The organism is Streptomyces sp. NPDC127129, assembly GCF_042671585.1.
Taxonomy (GTDB): domain Bacteria; phylum Actinomycetota; class Actinomycetes; order Streptomycetales; family Streptomycetaceae; genus Streptomyces.
On the sequence record NZ_JBHXTV010000009.1, the window covers coordinates 327,830 to 350,234 of the forward strand.

At 71.9% G+C, this 22,405-nt stretch carries 20 protein-coding genes; 14 read left to right on the plus strand and 6 right to left on the minus strand.

What is annotated here, in order from left to right:
* Window positions 1-14 precede the first annotated feature (14 nt).
* Complete coding sequence (locus tag ACFVGW_RS19820) at window positions 15-1,439, plus strand: hypothetical protein (protein WP_385852892.1); 1,425 nt, start codon at window positions 15-17, stop codon at window positions 1,437-1,439.
* Between the two features lie 120 nt (window positions 1,440-1,559).
* Here ACFVGW_RS19820 and ACFVGW_RS19825 read toward each other — a convergent pair whose 3' ends face one another.
* The 3 genes from ACFVGW_RS19825 to ACFVGW_RS19835 all read right to left on the minus strand — a co-directional run bounded on the left by ACFVGW_RS19825 (window position 1,560) and on the right by ACFVGW_RS19835 (window position 5,963).
* Window positions 1,560-3,572: a lipopolysaccharide biosynthesis protein gene (locus ACFVGW_RS19825; protein ID WP_385852911.1), complete on the minus strand. Its 2,013-nt coding sequence runs from the start codon at window positions 3,570-3,572 to the stop codon at window positions 1,560-1,562.
* 85 nt (window positions 3,573-3,657) lie between these two features.
* Window positions 3,658-4,863: a DegT/DnrJ/EryC1/StrS family aminotransferase gene (locus ACFVGW_RS19830; RefSeq protein WP_385852912.1), complete on the minus strand. Its 1,206-nt coding sequence runs from the start codon at window positions 4,861-4,863 to the stop codon at window positions 3,658-3,660.
* A 188-nt stretch (window positions 4,864-5,051) separates the two neighbouring features.
* Window positions 5,052-5,963 (minus strand): RNA polymerase sigma factor SigF, encoded by a 912-nt coding sequence (locus tag ACFVGW_RS19835; protein WP_352191969.1) that lies wholly within the window; start codon window positions 5,961-5,963, stop codon window positions 5,052-5,054.
* Between the two features lie 209 nt (window positions 5,964-6,172).
* On the opposite strand from ACFVGW_RS19835, the gene ACFVGW_RS19840 reads away from it, so the two are divergent.
* From ACFVGW_RS19840 to ACFVGW_RS19865, 6 genes are all read left to right on the plus strand, one after another.
* Entirely contained in the window at window positions 6,173-6,541 is a 369-nt protein-coding gene (locus ACFVGW_RS19840; RefSeq protein WP_352191970.1) for an STAS domain-containing protein, read from the plus strand.
* A 99-nt stretch (window positions 6,542-6,640) separates the two neighbouring features.
* On the plus strand, window positions 6,641-7,114 hold the full coding sequence (locus ACFVGW_RS19845; protein ID WP_385852893.1) for an ATP-binding protein: 474 nt from the start codon (window positions 6,641-6,643) through the stop codon (window positions 7,112-7,114).
* A 134-nt stretch (window positions 7,115-7,248) separates the two neighbouring features.
* On the plus strand, window positions 7,249-7,932 hold the full coding sequence (locus ACFVGW_RS19850) for a peptidase (protein ID WP_385852894.1): 684 nt from the start codon (window positions 7,249-7,251) through the stop codon (window positions 7,930-7,932).
* The gene (locus ACFVGW_RS19855) at window positions 7,932-8,789 is read left to right on the plus strand and encodes a hypothetical protein (RefSeq protein WP_385852895.1); all 858 of its coding nucleotides are present in this window, start codon (window positions 7,932-7,934) and stop codon (window positions 8,787-8,789) included. The genes ACFVGW_RS19850 and ACFVGW_RS19855 overlap by 1 nt, the downstream gene beginning before the upstream one ends.
* On the plus strand, window positions 8,786-9,868 hold the full coding sequence (locus ACFVGW_RS19860) for a hypothetical protein (protein WP_385852896.1): 1,083 nt from the start codon (window positions 8,786-8,788) through the stop codon (window positions 9,866-9,868). Before ACFVGW_RS19855 ends, ACFVGW_RS19860 begins: the two co-directional genes overlap by 4 nt.
* 14 nt (window positions 9,869-9,882) lie before the next feature.
* The gene (locus ACFVGW_RS19865) at window positions 9,883-11,184 is read left to right on the plus strand and encodes a hypothetical protein (RefSeq protein WP_385852897.1); all 1,302 of its coding nucleotides are present in this window, start codon (window positions 9,883-9,885) and stop codon (window positions 11,182-11,184) included.
* Between the two features lie 84 nt (window positions 11,185-11,268).
* Here the strand turns inward: ACFVGW_RS19865 and ACFVGW_RS19870 are convergent, their stop codons facing one another.
* Entirely contained in the window at window positions 11,269-12,789 is a 1,521-nt protein-coding gene (locus tag ACFVGW_RS19870; RefSeq protein WP_385852898.1) for a peptide MFS transporter, read from the minus strand.
* A gap of 427 nt (window positions 12,790-13,216) precedes the next feature.
* On the opposite strand from ACFVGW_RS19870, the gene ACFVGW_RS19875 reads away from it, so the two are divergent.
* Both ACFVGW_RS19875 and ACFVGW_RS19880 read left to right on the plus strand, forming a co-directional pair.
* Window positions 13,217-13,894, plus strand: coding sequence for a response regulator transcription factor (locus ACFVGW_RS19875; protein ID WP_189602000.1), 678 nt, complete (start codon window positions 13,217-13,219; stop codon window positions 13,892-13,894).
* A gap of 120 nt (window positions 13,895-14,014) precedes the next feature.
* Entirely contained in the window at window positions 14,015-15,286 is a 1,272-nt protein-coding gene (locus tag ACFVGW_RS19880) for an ATP-binding protein (protein ID WP_352191978.1), read from the plus strand.
* Window positions 15,287-15,358: 72 nt separating this feature from the next.
* Here the strand turns inward: ACFVGW_RS19880 and ACFVGW_RS19885 are convergent, their stop codons facing one another.
* Window positions 15,359-15,877, minus strand: a complete 519-nt coding sequence (locus ACFVGW_RS19885; protein ID WP_385852899.1) for a GtrA family protein — start codon at window positions 15,875-15,877, stop codon at window positions 15,359-15,361.
* Window positions 15,878-16,039: 162 nt separating this feature from the next.
* Between ACFVGW_RS19885 and ACFVGW_RS19890 the strand changes: the two genes are divergently transcribed.
* From ACFVGW_RS19890 to ACFVGW_RS19905, 4 genes are all read left to right on the plus strand, one after another.
* The gene (locus tag ACFVGW_RS19890; protein ID WP_352191980.1) at window positions 16,040-17,179 is read left to right on the plus strand and encodes a 5-(carboxyamino)imidazole ribonucleotide synthase; all 1,140 of its coding nucleotides are present in this window, start codon (window positions 16,040-16,042) and stop codon (window positions 17,177-17,179) included.
* Entirely contained in the window at window positions 17,176-17,706 is a 531-nt protein-coding gene (purE, locus tag ACFVGW_RS19895) for a 5-(carboxyamino)imidazole ribonucleotide mutase (RefSeq protein ID WP_352191981.1), read from the plus strand. Before ACFVGW_RS19890 ends, purE begins: the two co-directional genes overlap by 4 nt.
* A complete protein-coding gene (locus ACFVGW_RS19900) occupies window positions 17,703-18,917 on the plus strand; it encodes a dipeptidase (protein ID WP_385852900.1) in 1,215 nt (404 codons plus the stop codon). The genes purE and ACFVGW_RS19900 overlap by 4 nt, the downstream gene beginning before the upstream one ends.
* A 178-nt stretch (window positions 18,918-19,095) precedes the next feature.
* Window positions 19,096-20,019: a membrane dipeptidase gene (locus tag ACFVGW_RS19905; RefSeq protein ID WP_385852901.1), complete on the plus strand. Its 924-nt coding sequence runs from the start codon at window positions 19,096-19,098 to the stop codon at window positions 20,017-20,019.
* 227 nt (window positions 20,020-20,246) lie between these two features.
* Here the strand turns inward: ACFVGW_RS19905 and ACFVGW_RS19910 are convergent, their stop codons facing one another.
* Window positions 20,247-21,575, minus strand: a complete 1,329-nt coding sequence (locus tag ACFVGW_RS19910; protein WP_383229149.1) for a UDP-glucose dehydrogenase family protein — start codon at window positions 21,573-21,575, stop codon at window positions 20,247-20,249.
* A gap of 192 nt (window positions 21,576-21,767) precedes the next feature.
* On the opposite strand from ACFVGW_RS19910, the gene ACFVGW_RS19915 reads away from it, so the two are divergent.
* On the plus strand, window positions 21,768-22,405 hold a 638-nt coding region (locus ACFVGW_RS19915), incomplete at its 3' end, for an acyl-CoA dehydrogenase family protein (RefSeq protein WP_385852902.1).

Consider the following 22,405-nt stretch of genomic DNA (forward strand, 5'->3'; position numbering starts at 1 on the left):
AAAGCAACGGGGATATGAACAAGTACACAGTGATGGCCGCGGGCCTCGTCCTGTCGCTCGGGCTCGTCGCGGGCTGCGGGTCCTCCGATGGTGCGGAGGGCGACAAGAAGCCGGAGAAGGGGAGTTCGGAGGCGCCCAAGGACGCCCCGAAGGCAGAGGGACCGGTCTACCGCGGCGTCGCGATACCCGGCCTGGCCGCGAAGCAGGCGTGGAGCCTGCCGCCCGCCCACGCCGTCGACCTCGGCGCCACCCTCCTCTTCGTCAAGAGCGCCACGGGCGAGTACGCCCGGAGCGGGTACTACGAGGACGACCCGGTCGACGGCACGACGGGCATCCTCCACTCCAGCGATGAATCGGCGCCCCTCACCCTGGAGTTCCGCGACGTGAAGAGCGGCGCTGTCCGGAAGACCCTCAAGGTGACGGCCGACCACGTCGCCGCCACGACCTGGCGCGACGGCGTCCCGGCACTGGAGGTGCGCACCAGCACCACCACGGAGTCCGACGGACTGAGCGCGGAGGGCACGACCGCGACGGTCACCGTCTACGGGGCCGACGGTGCCGAGCTGGGCAGGGCCGCGCACAAGGGCGACACTCCCTTCCACGTCCACGAGGGCCACCTGATCGAGCAGGCCGAGGACGACCGGGCGACCCTCGTGCTCACCCCGATCGGCGGCGGGCAGCCCCGCCAGGTCACCTGCGCCGGGACCCAGGCGAGCTGCTCGTTCGACCCCCGTAACAAGGACATCGACGGCGGCCAGGGCCACGCCCCGCTGATCACCGGCGCGTACACCTTCCACGTGGAGAACGGCTCCACGTACGAGACGGCGCCGGAGGAGCTCGTCATGTCCGAGCTCTCCTCCGGCAAGAAGGTCTGGAGCACCGCGGACGTCACTCCTCCCAAGGGCGTGGAGCTGGACGACAAGGGCGTGCGGACCAGCGGCAACGTCCGCGTCCTCGACGTCCGCGACGGCCGGATCCTCACCGCGTGGGGTGCCGGTGCCCTCTCGGGCGACACGTGGATCACGGCGACGTACGACCTGGCGACCGGCAGGCAGATCGGCGGCTCCACGACGTACGCCTACGCCGACATCCCCGGTGACACGATCAACACCGAGGGCTCGTCCCTCTTCTCCCCGGACCGCAGGCTCGCCGCTGCGGCCACCGAGCGCGGCACGGCCGTGTGGCAGGTCGCGGACGGCACGGAGGTCTGGGCGCAGAAGGAGGGCGAGAAGCGCATGACGCCGCTGCGCCTCTCGAACGGTGTGGTGTACGGGACGACGGAGGACAGCAGGGAGACCGTGCTCGCCGTCGACGCGACCACGAAGAAGGTCCTTGCGAAGGACCTGCCCGCGGACAGCGTGCCGCAGTTCTCCAGGACGTCCGGCTACGGCTACGTCAGCACGGAGGCCGGCTTCTTCGTCTTCCCGGCGGCGAGCTAGCCGACTGCCGCGGCCCGTCCCGCTCCGGAGCCCGTCCCTCTCAGGAGCCGTAGGGCTCCGGAGCGCGTGGCTCCGGAGCCCGTCCCGCTCCGGGCGGTCGGGTGCTCGAGGTACGGAGCCTCAGCGGCGGCGCAGGCCGCGTACCGCCACCGCCGTCATCGTGGCCCCGCACAGGGCCAGGAGGACCGGCAGCGGCGCCGATGCGAAGGCGTGCTGGGCCGCCCAGCCCGCCCACACCAGGACCCACACCGCGCACGCCGTGATCCGGACGCCCGCGCCGAGGACGCGCAGCAGGACGGCCGCGAGCGCCAGGCACAGCGCCTGGAGGGCGATCGGCAGGGCCTCCAGGGCGGCGGCGGGCACGAGGGCGGCGCCGGGGCCCGCCGCCGCGTCCGGGCGGAGGCCGAGCAGCGGCGGCGCGGTGTGCAGGGCCAGGAACGTGGCCAGCAGGACGGCCGCGGCGAGCACGGGCCGGACCCGGCGCGGCGACACCACCGCGCCGTGCAGGACGACCAGCAGGATCCCGGCGGCGAGGGTCACCGGAGGCAGCGCGGCGATCAGTTCCGTACCGGACAGCCGGCCCGGGCCGAGGGTCTCCGCGCGGGCGAGCGGGATCCAGAAGAGCCCGGTCGTCAGACCGAGGAGCAGCCAGAGCCAGGTCCCCGCACCGTCCTCCCCGGCCCGCGGATCCGGGCGCGGCGGCTTCGGCACGTACACCGGGAGACCGAAGGCCGGGGTCACCGTGTCCGCCGAGGCGCCCCGCGGCGTCCACTCCCGCTCGGCGGCGCGCCGCGCCCAGCTCGTGCCGTACTCGGTCTCCTCCCGGCCTCCCCGCAGCGCCGCCCGCAGGCCGGGCGCCGAGGCCGCCGCCATCAGCGTCATGGAGCCGAGCATCGCGAGCCCGGCGCCGGAGATGCCGACCGGGCCGAGGAGCAGCGCCGCGGAGCCGAGGACGAGCAGGCACATCGCGCCCTGGAGGACGGCGAGCGCGCCCGTACGCCCCTGGACGCGCAGGACGCCGATGTACAGCTCGACCGCGACGCGGGGGAGCGCGGCCGCGGCGAGCAGGCGCAGGACCGTCGTGCCGTGGTCGGCGTAGTCCGGGCCGAAGGGGGCGAGGATGTACGGCGCGAAGACCAGCAGGACGAGGACGACGGGGACGAGCAGCAGCGCCATGCGCCGCAGTGCGCCGCGTACGCCCTCGGCGAGCGACTCCGGGCTGTGGGAGGCGTGCGCGGTGAGCGAGGAGGCCATGTTGATGGCCATGAACTCCATCGTGCCGCCGACGGTGTACGCGGTGTAGAAGAACGCGTTGTGCGCGGCGTCGAAACGGACGGCGACCATCACCGGCAGCAGGTTGATCATCGCGAGGCTGAACAGCGCGCCGACCGAGTCCCCGGCCATGAAGCGGCCGATCTCGCGCATGGCGGGCGGCTCCCGGTCGTGGTCGGCGCGGGCCTGCCGGGGGATGAGGCGGCGGAAGACGAGCCAGCCGAGCGGGACGACGGAGAGGGCGATCGCCGCCGACCAGGACACGAAGACGCCGAGGACGGGCATCGTGGTGGCGAAGGCGGCGAGCAGGAGCAGCTTGCCGATGGAGAAGCCGGCGTTGCCCACGGGCACCCAGAAGGCGCGTCTGAGGCCGGTGAGGACGCCGTCCTGGAGCGTGAGCAGGGCCCAGCCGACGCAGGAGGCGGTGAAGAAGAGCCCGGCGGAGAGCGAGCCGAGCGGTGCGTACGAGGGGCCCCACCAGTCCAGGGTCAGCAGGAAGATCCCGCAGGCCAGGGTGACGACGACGGAGCTGACCAGGTAGATCCGCCCGACGAGGGGGCCGGTGGCGCGGCCGGCCCGGGGGACGTAGCGGACGACCGCGCCGATCATGGTCGTCGCGGTGAGGGAGGCGAGCAGGCGCTGCGCGGCGATGGCGGCGGAGCCCTGCCCGACGGCCTCCTCCGAGTAGTACCGGGCGGCGACGAGCCAGAATCCGAGCCCGAGCGCGGCGGAGACGCCGGTGGAGAGCATGAGCGCGTACGCGTTGCGGAACATCGAGTCCCCGCCGGAGGCGCCGTCGGGCCCTGGGGGCCCAGGGGACCCATGGGCCACGTCGGTCCCCTCGGGGCCGGTCCCGGGCACGGAGCCGTCGTCCCGTCCCGGCTCCCGTTCCTCCCCCTTCGGCCCCTCCCCCTTCGGCCCCTCCGCCTTGTGCAGCCGGACGGCCTCAGCCACGGTCGTCGCCGTACCGCACCGGCCGGACGCCCGCGGCGCGCAGCGTCTCGATCACCTCACCGGCCCGCCGTGGGTCCACCGGCAGCGCGTGGCGGGCGAACCAGGACGCCGGTCCGGGGTCGGGGGAGAGGTCGGTGAACAGCTCGCCCGCGTAGGTGTCGAGCGGCGGGTCGTAGAGGTAGCCGGTGACGATCCGGCGGCGGGCGAGTGCGGCGATGGCCGCGTCCCGGTCCTCGACGAGCAGCGGGACCCGGAAGAGCGGCTGGACCTCCCCGGGCTCCCCTCCCCTCGGTTCCCTCGCTCCCCGTGCCCTCGCTCCCGGTTCCGCCTCCCCGCCGCCGCGTGCCCATTCGGTCCCGAGCAGCCGTTCCGTTCCGGTCCTGTGCGCGGCGAGCGTGGCATCCAGGCGGGCCAGGAGCCTCTCCGTACGGCGCAGCCGGCCCGGTCCCGGCCCGAGGCGGTAGTCGTGCATGTCGACGCGGACCCAGGAGTGGAAGGGCGCGAGTCCCGGCGCGGCGGCGAGCGCCTGCTTCAGCTCACCGGCCCGCAGCGGCATCCGGATCTCCTCGCGCTCCTGCTGCCCGAGCAGCCGCAGCGTCGCGTGCGCCGCCTTCACCAGGCGCAGTCCCCGTACGGTGGCTTCGGCGTACGGCCTTACGAGATAGGCCAGTTCGGCGCTCGTACGGGACGGATGGAGCAACTCGTCCCGAGCGGCAGTCAGTTCGCCCCGCAGGGCGGGGTCGTCGAAGGCCAGGAAGCCCCCGGTCTTCGCCCCGGTGTGCTTGGAGAGGCTGAAGACGGAGGCCTCGCCCCAGGTGCCGACCGGGCGGCCGCCGACCGTCGAGCCGATGGCGTGCGCGGCGTCCTCCAGGAGCGGGATGCCCCGGGCGTCGCAGTGGGCGCGCAGTTCGGGAGCCGGGTCGGGATTCCCGTACAGATTCGTGGTCAGTACGGCGGAGAGTCCGCTCCAGAGGGACTCGGGCACGGCGGCCGGGTCGATCGAGCCGTCGCGCGGGTCGAGCGGCGCCTGGACCGGGCGGAGCCCGGCGGCGAGGACCACGAAGAAGATCACGTCGTCGTTGACCGGCGACATCAGCACACGGCCGCCGGGTCTGCACCAGTGGCGCAGCGCGAGATAGAGACCGAAGCGGCACGACGGCACATGGAGGCACTCCCTGCCCCCGAGCCGGCCGCGCATGCGCTCTTCCAGTTCCGCGTACGCAGAAACCATGCGATTCCCCCCTGAACCCCGGCCTCAATGTGTCCCATTCCGGGCGGCCCGTCAATAACGCGGAAGGGCCCGTCCCGAGGGGAACAGGCCCTTTCCACAAGGCTCTTGGAGGCGCTCAGGGGGAGCGGAGAACCACTCGCCCGGGGGCAGGAGGCTCACTCCTCCAGGGTCAGTCCCTTGCGCAGCCGCCCCAGCGTCCGCGAAAGCAGCCGGGAGACGTGCATCTGGGAGATGCCCAACTCCTCGCCGATCTCGGACTGGGTCATGCCGGCGACGAAGCGGAGCGAGAGGATGCGCCGGTCCCTGGCCGGCAGCGAGGCGATCATCGGCTTGAGGGACTCGATGTACTCGATGCCCTCGATGCCGTGGTCCTCGTAGCCGATCCGGTCGGCGAGCGCGCCCTCGCCGTCGTCCTCGTCGGGCTGGGCGTCCAGCGAGCTCGCGGTGTACGCGTTGCTGGCGGCCATGCCCTCGACGACCTCGTCGCGGCTCAGGTGCAGTTCCTCGGCGAGTTCGCCGACGGTCGGCGCCCGGTCGAGCCGCTGGGACAGGTCGTCCCCGGCCTTGGCGAGGTCGAGGCGGAGTTCCTGGAGCCTTCGCGGGACACGCACCGACCAGGAGGTGTCGCGGAAGAAGCGCTTGATCTCGCCGACGATCGTCGGCATCGCGAAGGTGGGGAACTCGACGCCCCTGGCCAGCTCGAAGCGGTCGATGGCCTTGATGAGACCGATCGTGCCGACCTGGATGATGTCCTCCATCGGCTCGCTGCGGGAGCGGAACCGGGAGGCGGCGAACTTGACCAGGGCGAGGTTGAGTTCGACCAGGGTGTTGCGGACGTACGCGTACTCGTGGGTGCCCTCTTCGAGGGCGTCGAGCCGGGCGAACAGGGTCTTCGACAGGGCCCGCGCGTCCAGCGGGTCCACCTGGTCGAAGGGCCCGATCTCGGCGATCTCGGTGATCTCCGTGATCCCGGGAAGTTCTGCGAGGGTGGGGGGCGGAGTTGCTTCTGCCGACGGCGCGTCGGGGGTACGCGGGGCGTCGAGCCGGGGTGACATGGTCTCCTCCATCGTGTCTTCCTGCTGCGGTTTGCGGCGCCTCCAAGCCGGCCGTTTCGAATGTCCTCTACTAGCCCTACCCGCTCGACGCACCTGGTTGCAAGTGTCAATTGTCCGTTTTGCAACAGTATGTTGCGGTGTTCGGGTGCAAGCCTTGGCCTTGCGCTTGTATGGTTCAGGCACGTCAACCGGCATCCGCGAGAGCGAGAAGAGGCACGGGCATGGACCGCCAGCACATCGGCAGCGCGCAGCCAGGACGGCTGCGGGTCGAGGTCCGCACCGTGGGGGAGACCGAGATCCTCACCCCCACGGGTGAGCTCGATCACCACACGGCGGAAGTGTTGCGTGCGCCACTCGACCGCGCACTGGATGCGGGCAGGTCACGACTCGTGGTCGACTGCTCACGACTCGAGTTCTGCGACTCCACGGGCCTCAACGTGCTCCTCGGGGCCCGGCTGAAGGCGGACGCCGCAGGCGGAGGCGTGCATCTGACGGGGATGCGGCCGGTGGTGGCCAGGGTCTTCGAGATCACCGGTGCGGACGTCGTCTTCACCGTGCACGCATCGCTGGCGGCGGCACTGCCCGACTGAATGCGGCGGGTGTCGTCGGCCGAGGACCGGGCAGAAGAGCCCCGGTTTGGTCCGTTGTCTGGTGAATCTGTCTGGTGAATCGGTGAGGTGAAAGCGCTGATGGACACTGCTGCCGGTGGCAGGGAGATCGAGGAGTCGGTGGGTCCGGTCGTGGACACCGCCGCTCCGGACGTACGCACGCTCGCGCTCGGCGCCACCAGCGGCACCGTTCCGCTCGCCCGCGACTTCACCAGGACCGCGCTGTACGACTGGGGCTGGCTGCCGGCCACGTCCGCCGACGCCAGGGCCGCCGCCGAGGACGTCCTGCTCGTCGTCTCCGAGCTGGTGACCAACGCGTGCCTGCACGCCGAGGGCCCCGAGACGCTGCGCGTGGTACGCCGGGGCAAGGTGCTGCGCCTGGAGGTCGCCGACCGCGGGGCCGGCCAGCCCGCGCCCCGCACCCCGCACCGCGCCGGGCGGCCGGGCGGACACGGCATGTTCATCGTGCAGCGCCTCTGCCTCGACTGGGGGATCGACCGCACGACGGGCGCTCCCGGCAAGACGGTCTGGGCCGAACTGGCCGCACCCGCCTAGGACCTCCGTACGGATCAGGCCATCAGGGGAGCACTTCGGTGCTCCCTTTGTCTTCCCTCCTCAACGCCCCAGGCGTACCTTGACGCGCAATCTGATAAGCCGTCAGTAACTTCGCGGTGAGGGGTGCTTGGATCGTGCCGTACCGGAGGAGAGCAGCGTTCACGCTGGCAGCGGCCGTGGCGGGCTCGGCGGTCCTGGCCTCGGCCCCCGCCGCACAGGCCGCCGTCGTCGACGTGAACTACGCGTGCGAGACGAAGATCGGGCCCAAGGGCGCGGTCTCACCCGTCGACATCAAGGCCGTCAAGAACGGCTCCTCGTACACGATCACCATGTCCTTCGAGAAGGGCGTCTCGGACAGCCCGATCGAGCTGCCCAAAGGGGTCATGACGCCGCGCGCCGAGCTGAAGCTCGGCGGCGCCGACGAGGGGACGCTCAAGGTCAAGGGGACGCCGAACACGGCGGCCATCCCGCCCAACACCCCCATCAAGATCGGTCAGCTGACGGGCACGTACACACCGAAGAAGAGCGGCAAGGTCACCTTCACGGCCGGGCTGCTCACCGTCCACGCGCTCGGTATGGACGCGGCCGTCTGCACCCCGAAGAACAACCCCGCGCCGTCGCTCGAACTGGACGTCACGGCGCCCGGAGGTTCCCCGGACACCGGCTCCGGCTCCGGGGGTGCGCAGTCCACGAGCGGGGGCGAGCTGCCGAAGACCGGCCCGCTCGACTCCGCCACGGCGCTCGGCACCCTCGGCGGCACGGTGCTCCTGACCGGCGCGGCCGGCGTGCTCTGGCTCACGCGGCGCACGGCGCGCTGATGCGCGGGGCGTGGGCCGGGTCCCTCACCGCCGTCGCCGCGCTGCTCGGGGTGGTGGCGGCGGCGCCCCCGCCCGCGCCGCCGCAGTGGACGGCGCAGGCCGCGGCGGGGCGGCCGTACGTCTACCTCGAAGGCGCGGCGGGCAGCGTCCTCCAGGACACGCTGTCCGTGAGCAACCCGGGCGCGCGACCGCTCACCGTACGGCTCGGCGGGCAGGGCGCCCCGCTCGCCTTCGCCGCGCGAACGGTGACGGTCCCGGCGCGGACGCGGGCGGACGTGCCGTTCGCCGTCACCGTCACGGCGGACACCGCCCTCGGCGACCACCGGGGCTCGGTGACGGCGGCAGCGGGCGGACGCGAGGTGCGGGTGCCGGTGCATCTGCGGGTCAGCGGGCCGAGCCTCGCGGCGCTCACGGTCGAGGAGGTACGGCTCGACGGCTCGGGGACCGTGCACTACACCCTGGTCAACCGGGGCAGCACGGTCCTCGCGCCACGTCTGTCGCTGCGTGCCGACGGCGCGTTCGGGACGGTGCTCGACCGCCCGGCCCGGCCCCTCGGGCTCACCCTCCGCCCCGGCGAACGCCTCACCCGCACCGAAGCCTGGTCCGACCCGCCCGCCCTCGACTCGGTCACGATTCGCGTCCGCGCGACGGCCCCCGGCGCACCGGCGGCGGAAGCCGGCGCCGAGCGCGTGTTCGTCTCCGGGGGTGCACTCGCCGCCGGCGCGGGTGTCCTGGTCGCTGCTGCGGCGGCGGCGCTCGCGGCCCGGGGGCGCCGCGCCCGGGCCGTGTCCGAGCGGCCCGGACTCCCTGTGGAACAAGCCCAGTTGGTCGACGTGACGGCAGGAGCGGACCGATGAGGACGAGCGGTACGGGACGGACGGCGGCCCGGAGCCTTCGTGCGGTGGCGGGCGTGGGACTGGTCCTCGCCGCGCTCGCGCTCTCCCTCCTGCCGGCCGCCCCCGCCCGGGCGGCCGCTCCGGGGCCGACCGTGGCGCTGTCGCAGTCCGAGGGCGGCAAGGGCGGCGAGATCACCGTCAGCGGCGCCGGGTGGAAGCCGGGCGCGCTGCTCATGCTGCTGATCTGCGGTCAGGGCGAGCCGGGCAAGGGGGTCATCGGCGGCACCAACTCCTGTGCCAACACCCTCGGCCGGGCCGCCACCGTCGACGCCAAGGGCGCCTTCAGCCAGAAGATGCCGGTCGCCGAGCCGCCGAAGCCGTGCCCCTGTGTCGTGCACGTCGCCGGGGTCACCGGGCAGCAGGACGTCGTGGACGTGGCGTTCACCGTCGCCGGCCATCCGACCGCCCCGCTGCCCGAGGCCTCCGGCGTCGGCAGGCTGGCCGTGCTCGCCTCCGTACGCCTCGAAGGCTCCAGCGGCGTCCTCGTCTGGTTCGGCGCGCCCGCCCGCCGCGAGGTGGTCTTCACCGTCGGCAACCTCGGTCAGACGCCGGTCAAGGATCCGGTGTTCCAGGTCGGCACGCGGCACGGCGTCTTCTCGCCCCGGTACGAGGAACGGCAGTGGCGCGGCACGATCGAGCCCGGCAGGAAGGCCCAGATCAAGCTGCCCGTCGAGCTGTCGGCGGGCGCGCACGGCGACTACGAGGTGTCGGTGAGGTACGCCAGCAAGGTCCTGGTCGACCAGCCGTGGGGGGTCGGCCGGCCCTGGGGCGTGACGCTCTTCTGGCTGCTCCTCGCCGTGGTCGTCCCGGCCGCGCTCTTCCGGGCCGGCATGGCGGTGGTGGACCGGGCCCGCCCGGGCGCCTCCGCCGGGGCCCGCTCCGGACACCGTCGCCGCCGTGCTCTCGTACGTACGCACCACCACGGGCCCGCCCCCGAGCGGGCCGAAACCACGACGACCGCGGTCCTGCCGTGGTTCACCCCGGACTCCGCACCGTCCGCACCGTCAGAGCACAGCCCGACGACGAAGGGACATCAGTGAGCACGCAACGGAGGATGAGCGCGGCGGGAGTCGCGCTGATGCTCGGCGGCGCGGGGATCATGCTGGCCGCCAGCCCCGCTCAGGCAGCCGAGGTCGCGTACAAGACCGAGTGCATTCCGCCGTCCATCTCCGGCCTCCCGCCGGTGCAGGGCACCACGAAGGTGCAGATCACCGCGCCCGCCGAGGCGAAGGTCGGCGACGAGGTGGAGGTCGTCTGGAAGACGGTCGAGGCGGCGTCGAAGAACCCCGACATCCTCGACCTGGAGAAGGACACGGTGAAGCCGACCGGCGTCGTCAAGGTGGGCGGCGCGGCGACCGGCACGCTGAACATGGAGGGACCGCGGCAGAACCCGCCCATCCCGAAGAACAGCCCCATGGTGCTGCCGGAGATGAAGGGGAAGCTGAAGCTGGAGAAGGCGGGCGAGATCACGCTCACGCCGGACAAGTACACGATCAACGTCTCGAAGCCGATGTCGACGGACACGAAGTGCTCGCCGAAGGAGACGGTGGCGGTCGGGGCGAAGATCAAGGTGTCGGAGGGCGGGGGCTCGACGTCGGGCGGTACGACGACGAGCGGCGGTACGACGACGAGCGGGGGTACGACGACGAGCGGCGGTACGACGGCCTCCGGCGGGACCGCCTCCGGCGGGAGCACGTCCGGTGGCGGCGGCGGCCAGACCGACTTCACCGGCAAGGAGGTCTCGGTCCAGTTCGCCTGCCAGTCGCCGGGCCCGGCGAACATCACGTCCAAGGTGACGATCAACGCCAAGAAGAACGGCGGCTCCTACGACCTCACGGTCAAGACCGCCAAGGGCGTCATGGACAGCCCGGCGCCCCTTCCCGCGGGCGCCCTCAAGCCGTCCATGGCGGTCAAGATCGGCGGCGCCGACAGCGGCACGGTCAAGGTCGAGGGTCCGGCGAACTCCGCCCCGCTGGAGCAGGGCAAGCCGGTCGACCTGCCGGACATGAAGGGCACGTACAAGCCCGGCGCGAGCGGCAAGTCCACGCTCAGCCCCGGCACCCTGACCATCAACGTCTCGCTCGGCGGTTCGCCGATCGTGATCCCCTGTCAGGTCAAGGGTTCCGTCCAGGCATCGCTGGAGCTCGACACCACCAAGCAGGACGGCGGGGCGGCGGGCGGCGGTGACGCGGCGGCCGGCGGCGGCTCCGGCAACGGCGGCTCGGGCGGCGGGCTCGCCGAGACGGGCGCCGAGGACGACGGTGCGCTGCGCGCCCTCGCCCTGGTCGCCGGCACGGTGATCCTGCTGGGCGGCGCGGTGTTCACCTTCACCCCGTGGGCACGGCTGAGGCGCTGACGCCACGGCGGAACGGCGGAAACGGCGGAGGGCCGCCGCACCGATGCGGTGCGGCGGCCCTCCGTGCGCGTACGGCGCGAGGCGTCAGTGGACGGATCCCATGAGTCCCTGGACCTTCTTGCGGTACATGTAGATCGCGATGCCGGCGACGACCGCCAGACTCGCCTCCATCGCGATGATCCCTGTGCCGTTGAGATCCACACCGGCCAGCGAGAGCAGACCGGTGGTGCAGTCACCGGCGGTGACGGCGAGGAACCAGACACCCATCATCTGGGAGGCGTACTTCTGCGGCGCCATCTTCGTCGTGACGGAGAGGCCGACCGGGGAGAGGCACAGCTCACCGATGGTCTGGATCATGTAGATCGAGACGAGCCACATCGGGGAGACCTTGTCGCCGCCGCCGGCCATGTTCATCGGGACGACGAAGACGAAGAAGGACGCGCCGACGAGGACCAGACCCATCGCGAACTTCACGATGGTGTTCGGCTCCTGGTTCTTGCGGGCCAGCCACAGCCACAGCCAGGCGAAGACCGGGGCCAGCGCCATGACGAACAGCGGGTTCAGCGACTGGTACCAGGTGGCGGGGAAGCCGAAGCCGAAGACGGTGCCGGCGGTCTTGTCGTCCGCGAAGAGCGACAGCGTCGAGCCACCCTGGTCGTAGATCATCCAGAAGACGGCGGCGGCGACGAAGAACCAGATGTAGCCGGTCATCTTCGACTGCTCGGTCCTGTCGAGGTCCTTGTCGCGCTTGATGCGCACCAGGACGGCGATCGGGATGATCAGACCGGCGAGGGTGATCGGGACCAGGGCCCAGTTCAGGGTGTACATGCCCAGGGCCACGACGACGCCGTAGAAGGCGGCGGCGAGGACGAGGACCAGGGAGACCTTGACCAGGATGCCCTTGCGCTCGGCCGGGGTGAGCGGGTTCGGGACGATGTTGCTCTTCGGGCTCAGGCTCTTCGTGCCGACGAGGAACTGGATCAGGCCCAGACCCATGCCGAGCGCGGCGAGCGCGAAGCCGAGGTGCCAGTTGACCTTCTCGCCGACGGTGCCGACCACGAACGGCGCGACGAAGGCGCCGAGGTTGATGCCGACGTAGAAGAGCGTGAAGCCACCGTCACGGCGCGGGTCGTCCGGGCCGTCGTAGAGGTGGCCGACCATCGTCGAGATGTTGGCCTTGAGCAGACCGGAGCCCGCGGCGACCAGCGCCAGACCGACGAAGAACATCGCCTGGCCGGGTATCGCGAGCGAGGCGTGGCCCGCCATGATCACGAAGGCCGCGATGGTGACGGTCTTGCGGGCGCCCCAGACGCGGTCGCCGAACCAGCCGCCCGGCATGGCCATCAGGTAGACCATCGAGACGTACACCGAGTAGATGGCCGTCGCCGTGGCCGCCGTCATGGCGAGGCCGCCACCCTGGCTGCCGGTCGCGGCGTCCGCGCCTCCGGAGACCAGGTACAGAACGAGAAGTGCCCGCATGCCGTAGTAGGAGAAGCGCTCCCACATCTCGGTCATGAAGAGGGTGGCCAGGCCGCGGGGGTGGCCGAAGAACGTCTTCTCGGAACCGGTGGTTCCGGTTGAAGCCGTCGTCAGGCTGGACGCCATGTCGATCCTTGCTCTGTCGGGACGCGCGCCTTGTGAGCGTGGTGCGCCCGGTGGGGGAGGCCGGCACCGGCTGGAGTGGTCGCACTCCACCGGGATCCACGCCCCGCGACGCCGTATCGCGCCACGGAACCCGGCCCACAGGTCGTTCGCTGTCATCGAGGTTGGCGGAACCGACCTCACGCAGAAAGAGGACCCTTGTCGCACGAAGCGAGCCAAAGGTCCCCGATTACCGCAACTGATGCCTCGCCACCATACGACACGACAGTGCCGGATATGGAAGGACTTGAGAGATGGATCACAGGTGACGAAGGAACCGGCGGGCGTCATTCGAAGGTCATGTGCAGGTTACCCACCTTGATCCGCAGGCTGCCCCGTCACCCTGTGGATCATGCCCCGGGGCGTCCACCGTGCGGACTACCATCACTCCATGACCCGTGTACTGCTCGCCGAGGACGACGCATCCATCTCGGAGCCGCTGGCTCGCGCCCTGCGCAGAGAGGGATACGAGGTCGAGGTGCGGGAGGACGGACCGACCGCGCTCGACGCCGGACTCCAGGGCGGCGTCGACCTCGTGGTGCTGGATCTGGGGCTGCCCGGCATGGACGGCCTGGAGGTCGCCCGGCGGCTGCGCTCCGAGGGGCACACGGTTCCGATCCTGGTCCTGACGGCCCGCGCGGACGAGGTCGACACGGTGGTCGGGCTCGACGCGGGCGCCGACGACTACGTGACGAAGCCGTTCCGCCTCGCCGAACTCCTCGCCCGCGTCCGGGCCCTGCTCCGGCGCGGTGCCACGGAGCCGGCGGTCGCCCCGGCGACGCACGGCGTCCGGATCGACGTCGAGTCGCACCGCGCCTGGATGGGCGACGAGGAGCTCCAGCTCACGGCGAAGGAGTTCGACCTCCTGCGGGTCCTCGTCCGCGACGCCGGCCGGGTGGTCACCCGCGACCAGCTGATGCGGGAGGTCTGGGACACCACGTGGTGGTCCTCGACGAAGACCCTGGACATGCACATCTCCTGGCTCCGCAAGAAGCTCGGCGACGACGCGGCGAACCCCCGCTACATCGCGACCGTCCGCGGCGTCGGCTTCCGCTTCGAGAAGAGCTAGCCCCGCCCGCGGCCGGCCCCGAAGCGGCTAGCCCCGCCCGCGGCGTGGTCCGAGCGGGGAGGCGCGTCCCCGTACGCTCGGGGAAGCCCCTCGTGCCCCGCCCCGCCCCCGGAGGGCCCCGTGCGTCGTCGTCTGATCAACTCCACCCTCGCCGTCGTGCTCGTCGTCATCGGCGTCTTCGGGGTCTCCCTCGTCCTCGTCGAGACGCGCACGATCTCCTCCAGCGCCCAGGAGAGCGTGGACTCCGAGGCCCTGCGGCTCGTCTCCATCGTCGACAGCCGGCTCTTCGGCGGGGAGCCCGTCAACCCCGACATCCTCGCCGAGCAGAGCGGCGCGAAGCGGTACGCCCTGATCGACATCCCCGGCCGCGCCCCCATCGAGATCGGCACCCGCCCCGAGGGCGATGTCATCCGGGGGAGCGCCGAGGGTGAGCGCGGCGAGACCGTGACCGTCGAGGAGTCCCGCTCCACGATCACCAGCGAGGTCGCCCGCACGCTGCTGATCATCGGAGCCGTGGCGCTGCTCGCCGTCGTGGCCGCCGTCCTCCTCGCCGTACGGCAGGCGAACAAGCTCACGTCCCCGCTCACGGACCTCGCCGAGACCGCCGAGCGCCTCGGGTCCGGCGATCCCCGCCCGCGCCACAAGCGGTACGGGGTTCCGGAGCTCGACCGTGTCGCCGACGTCCTTGACGCCTCCGCGGAGCGCATCGCCCGGATGCTCACCGCCGAGCGCCGGCTCGCCGCCGACGCCTCGCACCAGCTCCGTACGCCCCTGACGGCGCTCTCCATGCGCCTGGAGGAGGTCGCCGTCGCCGACGACCTGCCCACGGTCAAGGAGGAGGCGACGATCGCGCTCACCCAGGTCGAGCGGCTCACCGACGTCGTCGAGCGGCTCCTGACGAACTCCCGCGACCCCCGCACCGGCTCCGCCCTCGCCTTCGACCTCGACGAGGTCATCAAGCAGCAGATCGAGGAGTGGCGCCCCGCCTACCGCAGCGCGGGCCGCGCCATCGTCCACTCCGGCAAGCAGGGCATGCGCGCGGTCGGCACCCCGGGCGCCGTGGCCCAGGTCCTCGCCGCGCTGATCGAGAACTCGCTCATGCACGGCGGCGGAACCGTCGCCCTGCGGACCCGGGTCACCGGCAACCAGTCCGTGATCGAGGTCACCGACGAGGGCCCCGGCGTCCCCGCCGACCTCGGCGCGCGGATCTTCGAGCGGGCCGTCAGCGGCCGCAGCTCCACCGGCATCGGCCTCGCCGTCGCCCGGGACCTCGCGGAGGCGGACGGCGGGCGGCTCGAACTCCTCCAGCAGCATCCGCCGGTCTTCGCGCTCTTCCTGAGCCGCGAGGTGAGGAGCCGTGGGGACGAGGCGCGGGAACGCCCCGTCCGGTAGCGCGGCCCGTCGGCGCAGGCGGTCGACGCCCGCCCCGAGAGTTCGCCTCCGCCCCGAGAGCGTGCGCCGCTGTCAGAGCACGCGGTCGGGCTGCTTCCTCGTGGACTGCCTGGGCGCCTGCTCCAGGAACGATTCGGCGGTCTGCACGGCCTCCCGGGCCGGCAGTGTCCGGAAGACCCATGTGCGGTACGACCAGAAGCGGAACAGCGTCGCGACGCCGATGCCGAAGAACTTGAAGAAGTTGCTCTGCAGCGGGCTGTCCCAGCCGAAGCCGTACGTCGCCGCGTAGAGGATGCCGTTCTGGATCACCAGACCCGCGACGCTGAAGAGCAGGAAGAGCGTCAGCTCCTTCGTGCGGCTGCTCTTGTCGCGGTCCCGGTAGGTGAAGTACCGGAAGCCCAGATAGTTGAAGCCGATCGCCACGACCGTGGCGATGACACTCGCCCGGACGACGGGAAGCTCCGTCACCTGGCGGACGAGGTTGAAGACCCCCAGGTCCACCAGAAGGCCGACACCACCGACCGCGCCGAACTTGGCGAACTCACGTGTGAGCCGGTCAAGCCGCACACGCAGTGCGCTTCGTTCACTCATGGTGATTGCTCAGCCCCGTCCGTTCGGTTTCGTCAACCAAGCCATGCTAACCAGCCCACCTGTGACCCGCCCGAGGAGATTGCAAACCTCGGAAAATCCCGTTGCGCTGTCGTAAACCACAGGCGGGGCGGGCTCCGCTCGTCGTGCGGATACCCTAAGAGGGTGACGTTCCCGGTAGTCGGCATGGTCGGTGGCGGTCAGCTCGCCCGTATGACCCACGAGGCGGGCATCCCCCTCGGCATCAAGTTCAAGCTGCTCAGTGACACCCCGCAGGATTCGGCGGCCCAGGTGGTGAGCGAGGTCGTCCTCGGCGACTATCGCGACCTGGCTACGCTGCGTGACTTCGCGCGCGGCTGTGACGTGATCACGTTCGATCACGAACACGTCCCCGCCGAACATCTGCGCGCCCTGGAGGAGGACGGCGTCGTCGTCCGCCCGGGCCGCGCCGCGCTGGTGCACGCCCAGGACAAGGGGGTGATGCGCGCGAAGCTCGACGAGATCGGCGCGCCGAGCCCCCGCCACCGGATCGTCGCCGATCCGGCGGACGCGGCCGCCTTCGCGGCCGAGGTGGGCGGGTTCCCGATCATCCTCAAGACGGTCAGCGGCGGCTACGACGGCAAGGGCGTCTGGTTCGTCCGTACGGAAGAGGACGCCCGCGATCCGTTCCGTGCGGGCGTCCGGGTCCTCGCCGAGGAGAAGGTCGACTTCACGCGCGAGCTCGCCGCGAACATCGTCCGCTCCCCGCACGGCCAGGCCGTCGCCTACCCGGTCGTCGAGTCCCAGCAGGTCGACGGCGTCTGCGACACCGTGATCGCGCCCGCGCCGAACCTGTCCGCCGAGCTGGCGGGCCAGGCACAGGAGCTCGCGCTGCGGATCGCCAAGGAGCTCGACGTCGTCGGGCACCTCGCCGTGGAGCTGTTCGAGACGCGCGACGGCCGGATCCTGGTCAACGAGCTCGCCATGCGTCCGCACAACTCCGGTCACTGGACCCAGGACGGTGCGATCACCTCGCAGTTCGCCAACCACGTCCGCGCCGTCCTCGACCTCCCGCTGGGCGATCCGCGCCCGCGCGCCCCGTGGACGGTCATGTGCAACGTCCTGGGCGGGGACTACCCGGACATGTACTACGCCTATCTGCACTGCATGGCCCGGGACCCGCAGCTCAAGATCCACATGTATGGCAAGGACGTGAAGCCCGGGCGCAAGGTGGGCCACGTCAACACCTACGGCGACGACCTGGACGACGTGCTGGAGCGCGCCCGTCACGCCGCCGGCTACCTGCGAGGAACGATCACCGAATGAGCCCTGTGAGCCCTGTCGTAGGCATCGTCATGGGATCCGACTCCGACTGGCCCGTCATGGAGGCCGCGGCCCAGGCCCTGGACGAGTTCGAGATCCCGTACGAGGTCGACGTCGTCTCCGCGCACCGGATGCCGCGCGAGATGATCGCGTACGGCGAGGAGGCGGCCGACCGCGGCCTGAAGGCGATCATCGCGGGCGCCGGCGGCGCCGCCCATCTGCCGGGCATGCTCGCCTCCGTGACCCCGCTCCCGGTCATCGGTGTGCCGGTCCCGCTGAAGTACCTCGACGGCATGGACTCGCTCCTGTCGATCGTGCAGATGCCCGCCGGTGTGCCGGTGGCCACGGTCTCCGTCGGCGGGGCGCGCAACGCCGGTCTGCTCGCGGCCCGGATCCTCGCCGCGCACGACGCCGAACTGCTCGGCCGGATGCGGGAGTTCCAGCAGGAGCTGAACGACCAGGCGACCGAGAAGGGCAAGCGGCTGCGGGCCAAGGTCGAGGGCTCGGAGTCGTTCGGCTTCGCCAAGTGAGCGCCCCGGCGAGCGCGGCCGGCCGGCTGGCGGAGGCCGTTGAGCTGCTGGCCTCCGCCCCCGTCGTCGACGGACACAACGACCTGCCCTGGGCGCTGCGCAAGCAGGCCGGGTACGACCTGGACCGGCTCGACATCGCGGCCGACCAGACCGGGGCGCTCCACACCGACCTCGCCCGGCTGCGGGCCGGCGGCGTCGGCGCGCAGTTCTGGTCGGTGTACGTCTCCACCGAGCTGACCGGGGACGACGCGGTCAGCGCCACCCTGGAACAGATCGACGTCGTCGACCAGCTCCTCGAGCGGTACGCGGGCGAGCTGGCCCCCGCCCTGACGGCGGACGACATGGAGGCGGCGCGGAAGCAGGGCCGTATCGCCTCCCTCAAGGGCGCCGAGGGCGGCCACTCCATCAACGACTCCCTCGCCACCCTGCGCGCGCTGCACACCCTGGGCGTGCGCTACATGACGCTCACCCACAACGACAACACCGCGTGGGCGGACTCGGCGACCGACGAGCCGGGCGTCGGCGGACTCTCGCCCTTCGGCCACGAGGTCGTCCGCGAGATGAACCGCACCGGCGTGCTCGTCGACCTCTCGCACGTCGCCGCGACGACGATGCGGGACGCCCTGGACACCTCCGTCGCGCCGGTGATCTTCTCGCACTCCTCGGCGCTCGCGATCTGCGACCACCCGCGGAACATCCCGGACGACGTCCTGGAGCGGCTGCCGGGGAACGGCGGGGTCGCGATGGCCACGTTCGTACCGAAGTTCATCCTGCCCGCCGCCGTGGAGTGGACGGCCCGCGCGGACGACAACCTGCGGGCACACGGCTTCCACCACCTCGACACCACCGCCGGGGCGATGAAGCTCCACCGGGCCTTCGAGGCCGAGCACCCGCGCCCGATCGCCACGGCGGCGACGGTGGCGGACCACCTCGACCACATGCGTGAGGTGGCCGGCATCGACCACATCGGCATCGGCGGCGACTACGACGGCACGGCGTTCACCCCGGCCGGCCTCGACGACGTCGCGGGCTACCCGAACCTGATCGCCGAGCTCCTCCACCGCGGCTGGTCCCACGCCGACCTCGCGAAGCTGACGTGGTCCAACGCGGTCCGCGCCCTGCGCGACGCCGAGGCGGTCTCCCGCGACCTGCGCACCCGCCGCGGACCGTCGAACGCGACGATCGACTCCCTGGACACCTCCGCCTCCTGACGGATCGTCGCTTCCCGCGTGGCCCGTCGCCGAACCGAACCGGCGGCGGGCCACGGCCGTACCCGGACGGAGCCGCGAGGCGGGCGCCGTCCCCTGAACGGCCTACTCCACCGCCCCTCACGAGGGGTTTCGTGCCACGGTGGGCGGTACTGCCCAGTACGTTCGGAGTTGTTACGCCATGGCAGATCTGGAAGATCATCATCCCTTCTCCGTCGAGCACGCCGGTGCCGCGTCCGGTGATCTCGACGCCCCCGAACAACAGCTGCCCCTCGACGAGTTGACCCGTGCGCAGGCACTGCTCGCCGCGCAGCCCGTCGTCGAGGGGCACACGATCCCACCCCGGGTGTTCGACCCCGAGGACCTCGCGCCGGTGCGGGCGGCGGAGGCCGGGGCGCAGTTCTGGTCCCTCCGGGCCGAACCCGACGAGGACGTCGTCGGGACGCTGCGCCGCATCGACGGGATCCGTGCGCTCGTCGCCGCCTACCCCGAGGAGCTGCGCCTCGCGCACAGCACCGCCGAGATGGGCCACGCCGTCAACTGCGGCCGGGTCGCCGCGCTCCTGGGGCCCGTGAGCTGGTCGGCCCTGGCCGGCTCGATCGCCGCCGTGCGGGCGTACCACGCGCTCGGGGTACGGGCCGTGAACCTCCCCCGGTTCGACGGCTTCGCCCGGGAGGCCGTACGGGAGATGAACCGCCTGGGGCTCGTCGTGGACCTCTCCGGGGCCGACCCGGAGACGGTCCGCCGCACCCTGGCGCTCACCAGGGCCCCGGTCCTGGCCACGCGCGCGGACCCGGAGGAGCTGACGGACGAGGTCCTCGGCCTGTTCGGCGAGAACGGCGGCGTCTGCATGCTCCCGGTGACCGAGGATCTGCCGGCGACCGCCGACGCCCTCGACCGCGTCCGCGCCCTGGCGGGCCCGCGCTGTGCGGGACTGTCCCACACCACGGACCCGGCGGCCGGCTACGCGCCCCTCTTCGCCGAGCTGCTGCGCCGCGGCTGGCCCGCGCCGGACCTGGTCGCCCTCGCCCACGACAACGTCACCCGGACCCTCCGGGAGGCGGAGTTCCTCGCCCGCACGTCCGGCCCGCGCCGAGCGGCCTGACGACGGACCGGGCGGGCGCCCGGGTCGGCCTGACGACGGACCGGGCAGGCGGCCCGGGTCGGCCCGACGACGGACCCGTGCAGGCGCGCGTACAGGAAAGGCCCCGCCCCGCGCGCGTACAGGAAAGGCCCCGCCCCGCGCGCGTACAGGAAGGGCCCCGCCCCGCCCGGGTACGGAAAAGGGCCCCGCTCCCATCGGGGAGGCGGGGCCCTTCGCGGCGCGCTTCGCTACGCCCGCGGACGTCCCATCGCGCGGTACGTCCAGCCCGCCTCGCGCCACCGCGTGGCGTCCAGCGCGTTGCGGCCGTCCAGGATCACCCGCGAGCCGGCCGCCGCGGCCAGCTCCGCCGGGTCCAGGTCGTCGCGGAACTCGCGCCACTCCGTCAGGTGCAGCACGACGTCCGCCCCGCGCACCGCCTCCAGGGCCGACCGCGCGTACCCCAGCGTCGGGAAGAGCCGGCGGGCGTTCTCCATGCCCTTCGGGTCGTAGACCGTGACCTGTCCGCCCTGGAGGTGGATCTGCCCGGCCACGTTCAGCGCCGGCGAGTCCCGTACGTCGTCCGAGTCCGGCTTGAACGTGGCGCCGAGCACCGCGACCCGCTTGCCGAGGAACGACCCGCCGCCGACCGCGTCCCGCGCCATCTCGACCATCTGGCCGCGCCGGCGCATGTTGATGGAGTCGATCTCGCGCAGGAAGGTCAGCGCCTGGTCCGCGCCCAGCTCGCCCGCCCGCGCCATGAACGCGCGGATGTCCTTCGGCAGACAGCCGCCGCCGAAGCCGATCCCGGCGCGCAGGAACTTGGAGCCGATCCGCTCGTCGTAGCCGATCGCCTCGGCCAGCTTGGCGACGTCGCCGCCCGCGGCCTCGCAGACCTCGGCCATCGCGTTGATGAAGGAGATCTTGGTCGCGAGGAAGGAGTTGGCGGCGGTCTTCACCAGCTCGGCCGTCGGGAAGTCGGTCACGACGAAGGGCGTGCCCTCGGCGATCGGCGTGGCGTACACCTCACGCAGCACCTTCTCGGCCCGCTCGCTCCGCACACCGGCGACCACCCGGTCCGGGTGGAGCGTGTCCTTCACCGCGAAGCCCTCGCGCAGGAACTCCGGGTTCCAGGCCAGCTCCACGCCCTCCGGCAGCAGCTCCGCGAGCCTCTCGGCGGAGCCGACCGGCACGGTCGACTTGCCGACGACGAGCGCGCCCTCGCGCACCACGCCCGCCAGCGACGTGAACGCGGCGTCGACGTAGCTCATGTCACACGCGTACTCGCCGTGCTTCTGCGGGGTGTTCACGCAGACGAAGTGCACGTCGCCGAAGGCGCCGACCTCGTCCCAGGAGGTGGTGAAGCGCAGCCGGCCCGTCGATCCCTCGATCCCGGCGACGTGCCGGGAGAGCAGCTCCTCCAGGCCGGGCTCGTACATCGGTACGCGGCCGGTGGCCAGCAGCTCGATCTTCTCGGGCACGACGTCGAGGCCGAGCACCTCGAAACCGAGCTCCGCCATGGCCGCTGCGTGCGTGGCGCCGAGGTAGCCGGTGCCGATCACGGTGATCTTGAGGGCCATACGGGACTCCAGTGAGGTCGGGCGGAATGCCTGCCCGAGCATAGTCGGGCCCTGGCCGGGGGCCCGGACACGCCCTACCCTTTGGATTACTTAACGGTAGTTAACAGACGTGGGAGTGAGTGAGCAGTGGCGCGGGAAAAGAACGACACAGCCACCGATTTCGACCTGTATCGCCTGTCCGAGGAGCACGACATGCTCCGGGAGACGGTCCGTGCGCTGGCGGAGGCGAAGATCACGCCGTTCGCGGCGGCGGTCGACGAGGAGGGCCGGTTCCCCCAGGAGGCGCTGGACGCGCTGGTCGCGGCCGATCTGCACGCGGTCCACGTGCCGGAGTCCTACGGCGGCGCGGGTGCGGACGCGCTGGCGACGGTGATCGTGATCGAGGAGGTGGCCCGTGCGTGCGGTTCGTCCTCGCTGATCCCGGCGGTCAACAAGCTCGGCTCGCTGCCGGTGATCCTGTCGGGCTCGGAGGAGCTGAAGAAGAAGTACCTCGGCCCGCTGGCCAAGGGTGACGCGATGTTCTCCTACGCCCTGTCCGAGCCGGACGCCGGTTCGGACGCGGCCGGGATGAAGACCCGCGCGGTGCGCGACGGCGACTCCTGGGTCCTCAACGGTGTGAAGCGGTGGATCACCAACGCCGGCGTCTCCGAGTACTACACGGTGATGGCCGTCACCGACCCCGACAAGCGCTCCAAGGGCATCTCCGCGTTCGTGGTGGAGAAGAGCGACGAGGGTGTCTCCTTCGGCGCGCCGGAGAAGAAGCTCGGCATCAAGGGCTCCCCGACCCGCGAGGTCTACCTCGACAACGTCCGCATCCCGGCCGACCGCAT

Excerpts from the sequence above, each read along its gene's own strand:
- ACFVGW_RS19820 (WP_385852892.1), top strand. The coding sequence starts at position 15 with ATGAACAAGTACACAGTGATGGCCGCGGGCCTCGTCCTGTCGCTCGGG.
- ACFVGW_RS19830 (WP_385852912.1), bottom strand. The coding sequence starts at position 4,863 with ATGCGCGGCCGGCTCGGGGGCAGGGAGTGCCTCCATGTGCCGTCGTGC.
- ACFVGW_RS19835 (WP_352191969.1), bottom strand. The coding sequence starts at position 5,963 with ATGGAGGAGACCATGTCACCCCGGCTCGACGCCCCGCGTACCCCCGAC.
- ACFVGW_RS19840 (WP_352191970.1), top strand. The coding sequence starts at position 6,173 with ATGGACCGCCAGCACATCGGCAGCGCGCAGCCAGGACGGCTGCGGGTC.
- ACFVGW_RS19845 (WP_385852893.1), top strand. The coding sequence starts at position 6,641 with ATGGACACTGCTGCCGGTGGCAGGGAGATCGAGGAGTCGGTGGGTCCG.
- ACFVGW_RS19855 (WP_385852895.1), top strand. The coding sequence starts at position 7,932 with ATGCGCGGGGCGTGGGCCGGGTCCCTCACCGCCGTCGCCGCGCTGCTC.
- ACFVGW_RS19860 (WP_385852896.1), top strand. The coding sequence starts at position 8,786 with ATGAGGACGAGCGGTACGGGACGGACGGCGGCCCGGAGCCTTCGTGCG.
- ACFVGW_RS19865 (WP_385852897.1), top strand. The coding sequence starts at position 9,883 with ATGAGCGCGGCGGGAGTCGCGCTGATGCTCGGCGGCGCGGGGATCATG.
- ACFVGW_RS19870 (WP_385852898.1), bottom strand. The coding sequence starts at position 12,789 with ATGGCGTCCAGCCTGACGACGGCTTCAACCGGAACCACCGGTTCCGAG.
- ACFVGW_RS19875 (WP_189602000.1), top strand. The coding sequence starts at position 13,217 with ATGACCCGTGTACTGCTCGCCGAGGACGACGCATCCATCTCGGAGCCG.
- ACFVGW_RS19885 (WP_385852899.1), bottom strand. The coding sequence starts at position 15,877 with ATGAGTGAACGAAGCGCACTGCGTGTGCGGCTTGACCGGCTCACACGT.
- purE (WP_352191981.1), top strand. The coding sequence starts at position 17,176 with ATGAGCCCTGTGAGCCCTGTCGTAGGCATCGTCATGGGATCCGACTCC.
- ACFVGW_RS19905 (WP_385852901.1), top strand. The coding sequence starts at position 19,096 with ATGGCAGATCTGGAAGATCATCATCCCTTCTCCGTCGAGCACGCCGGT.
- ACFVGW_RS19910 (WP_383229149.1), bottom strand. The coding sequence starts at position 21,575 with ATGGCCCTCAAGATCACCGTGATCGGCACCGGCTACCTCGGCGCCACG.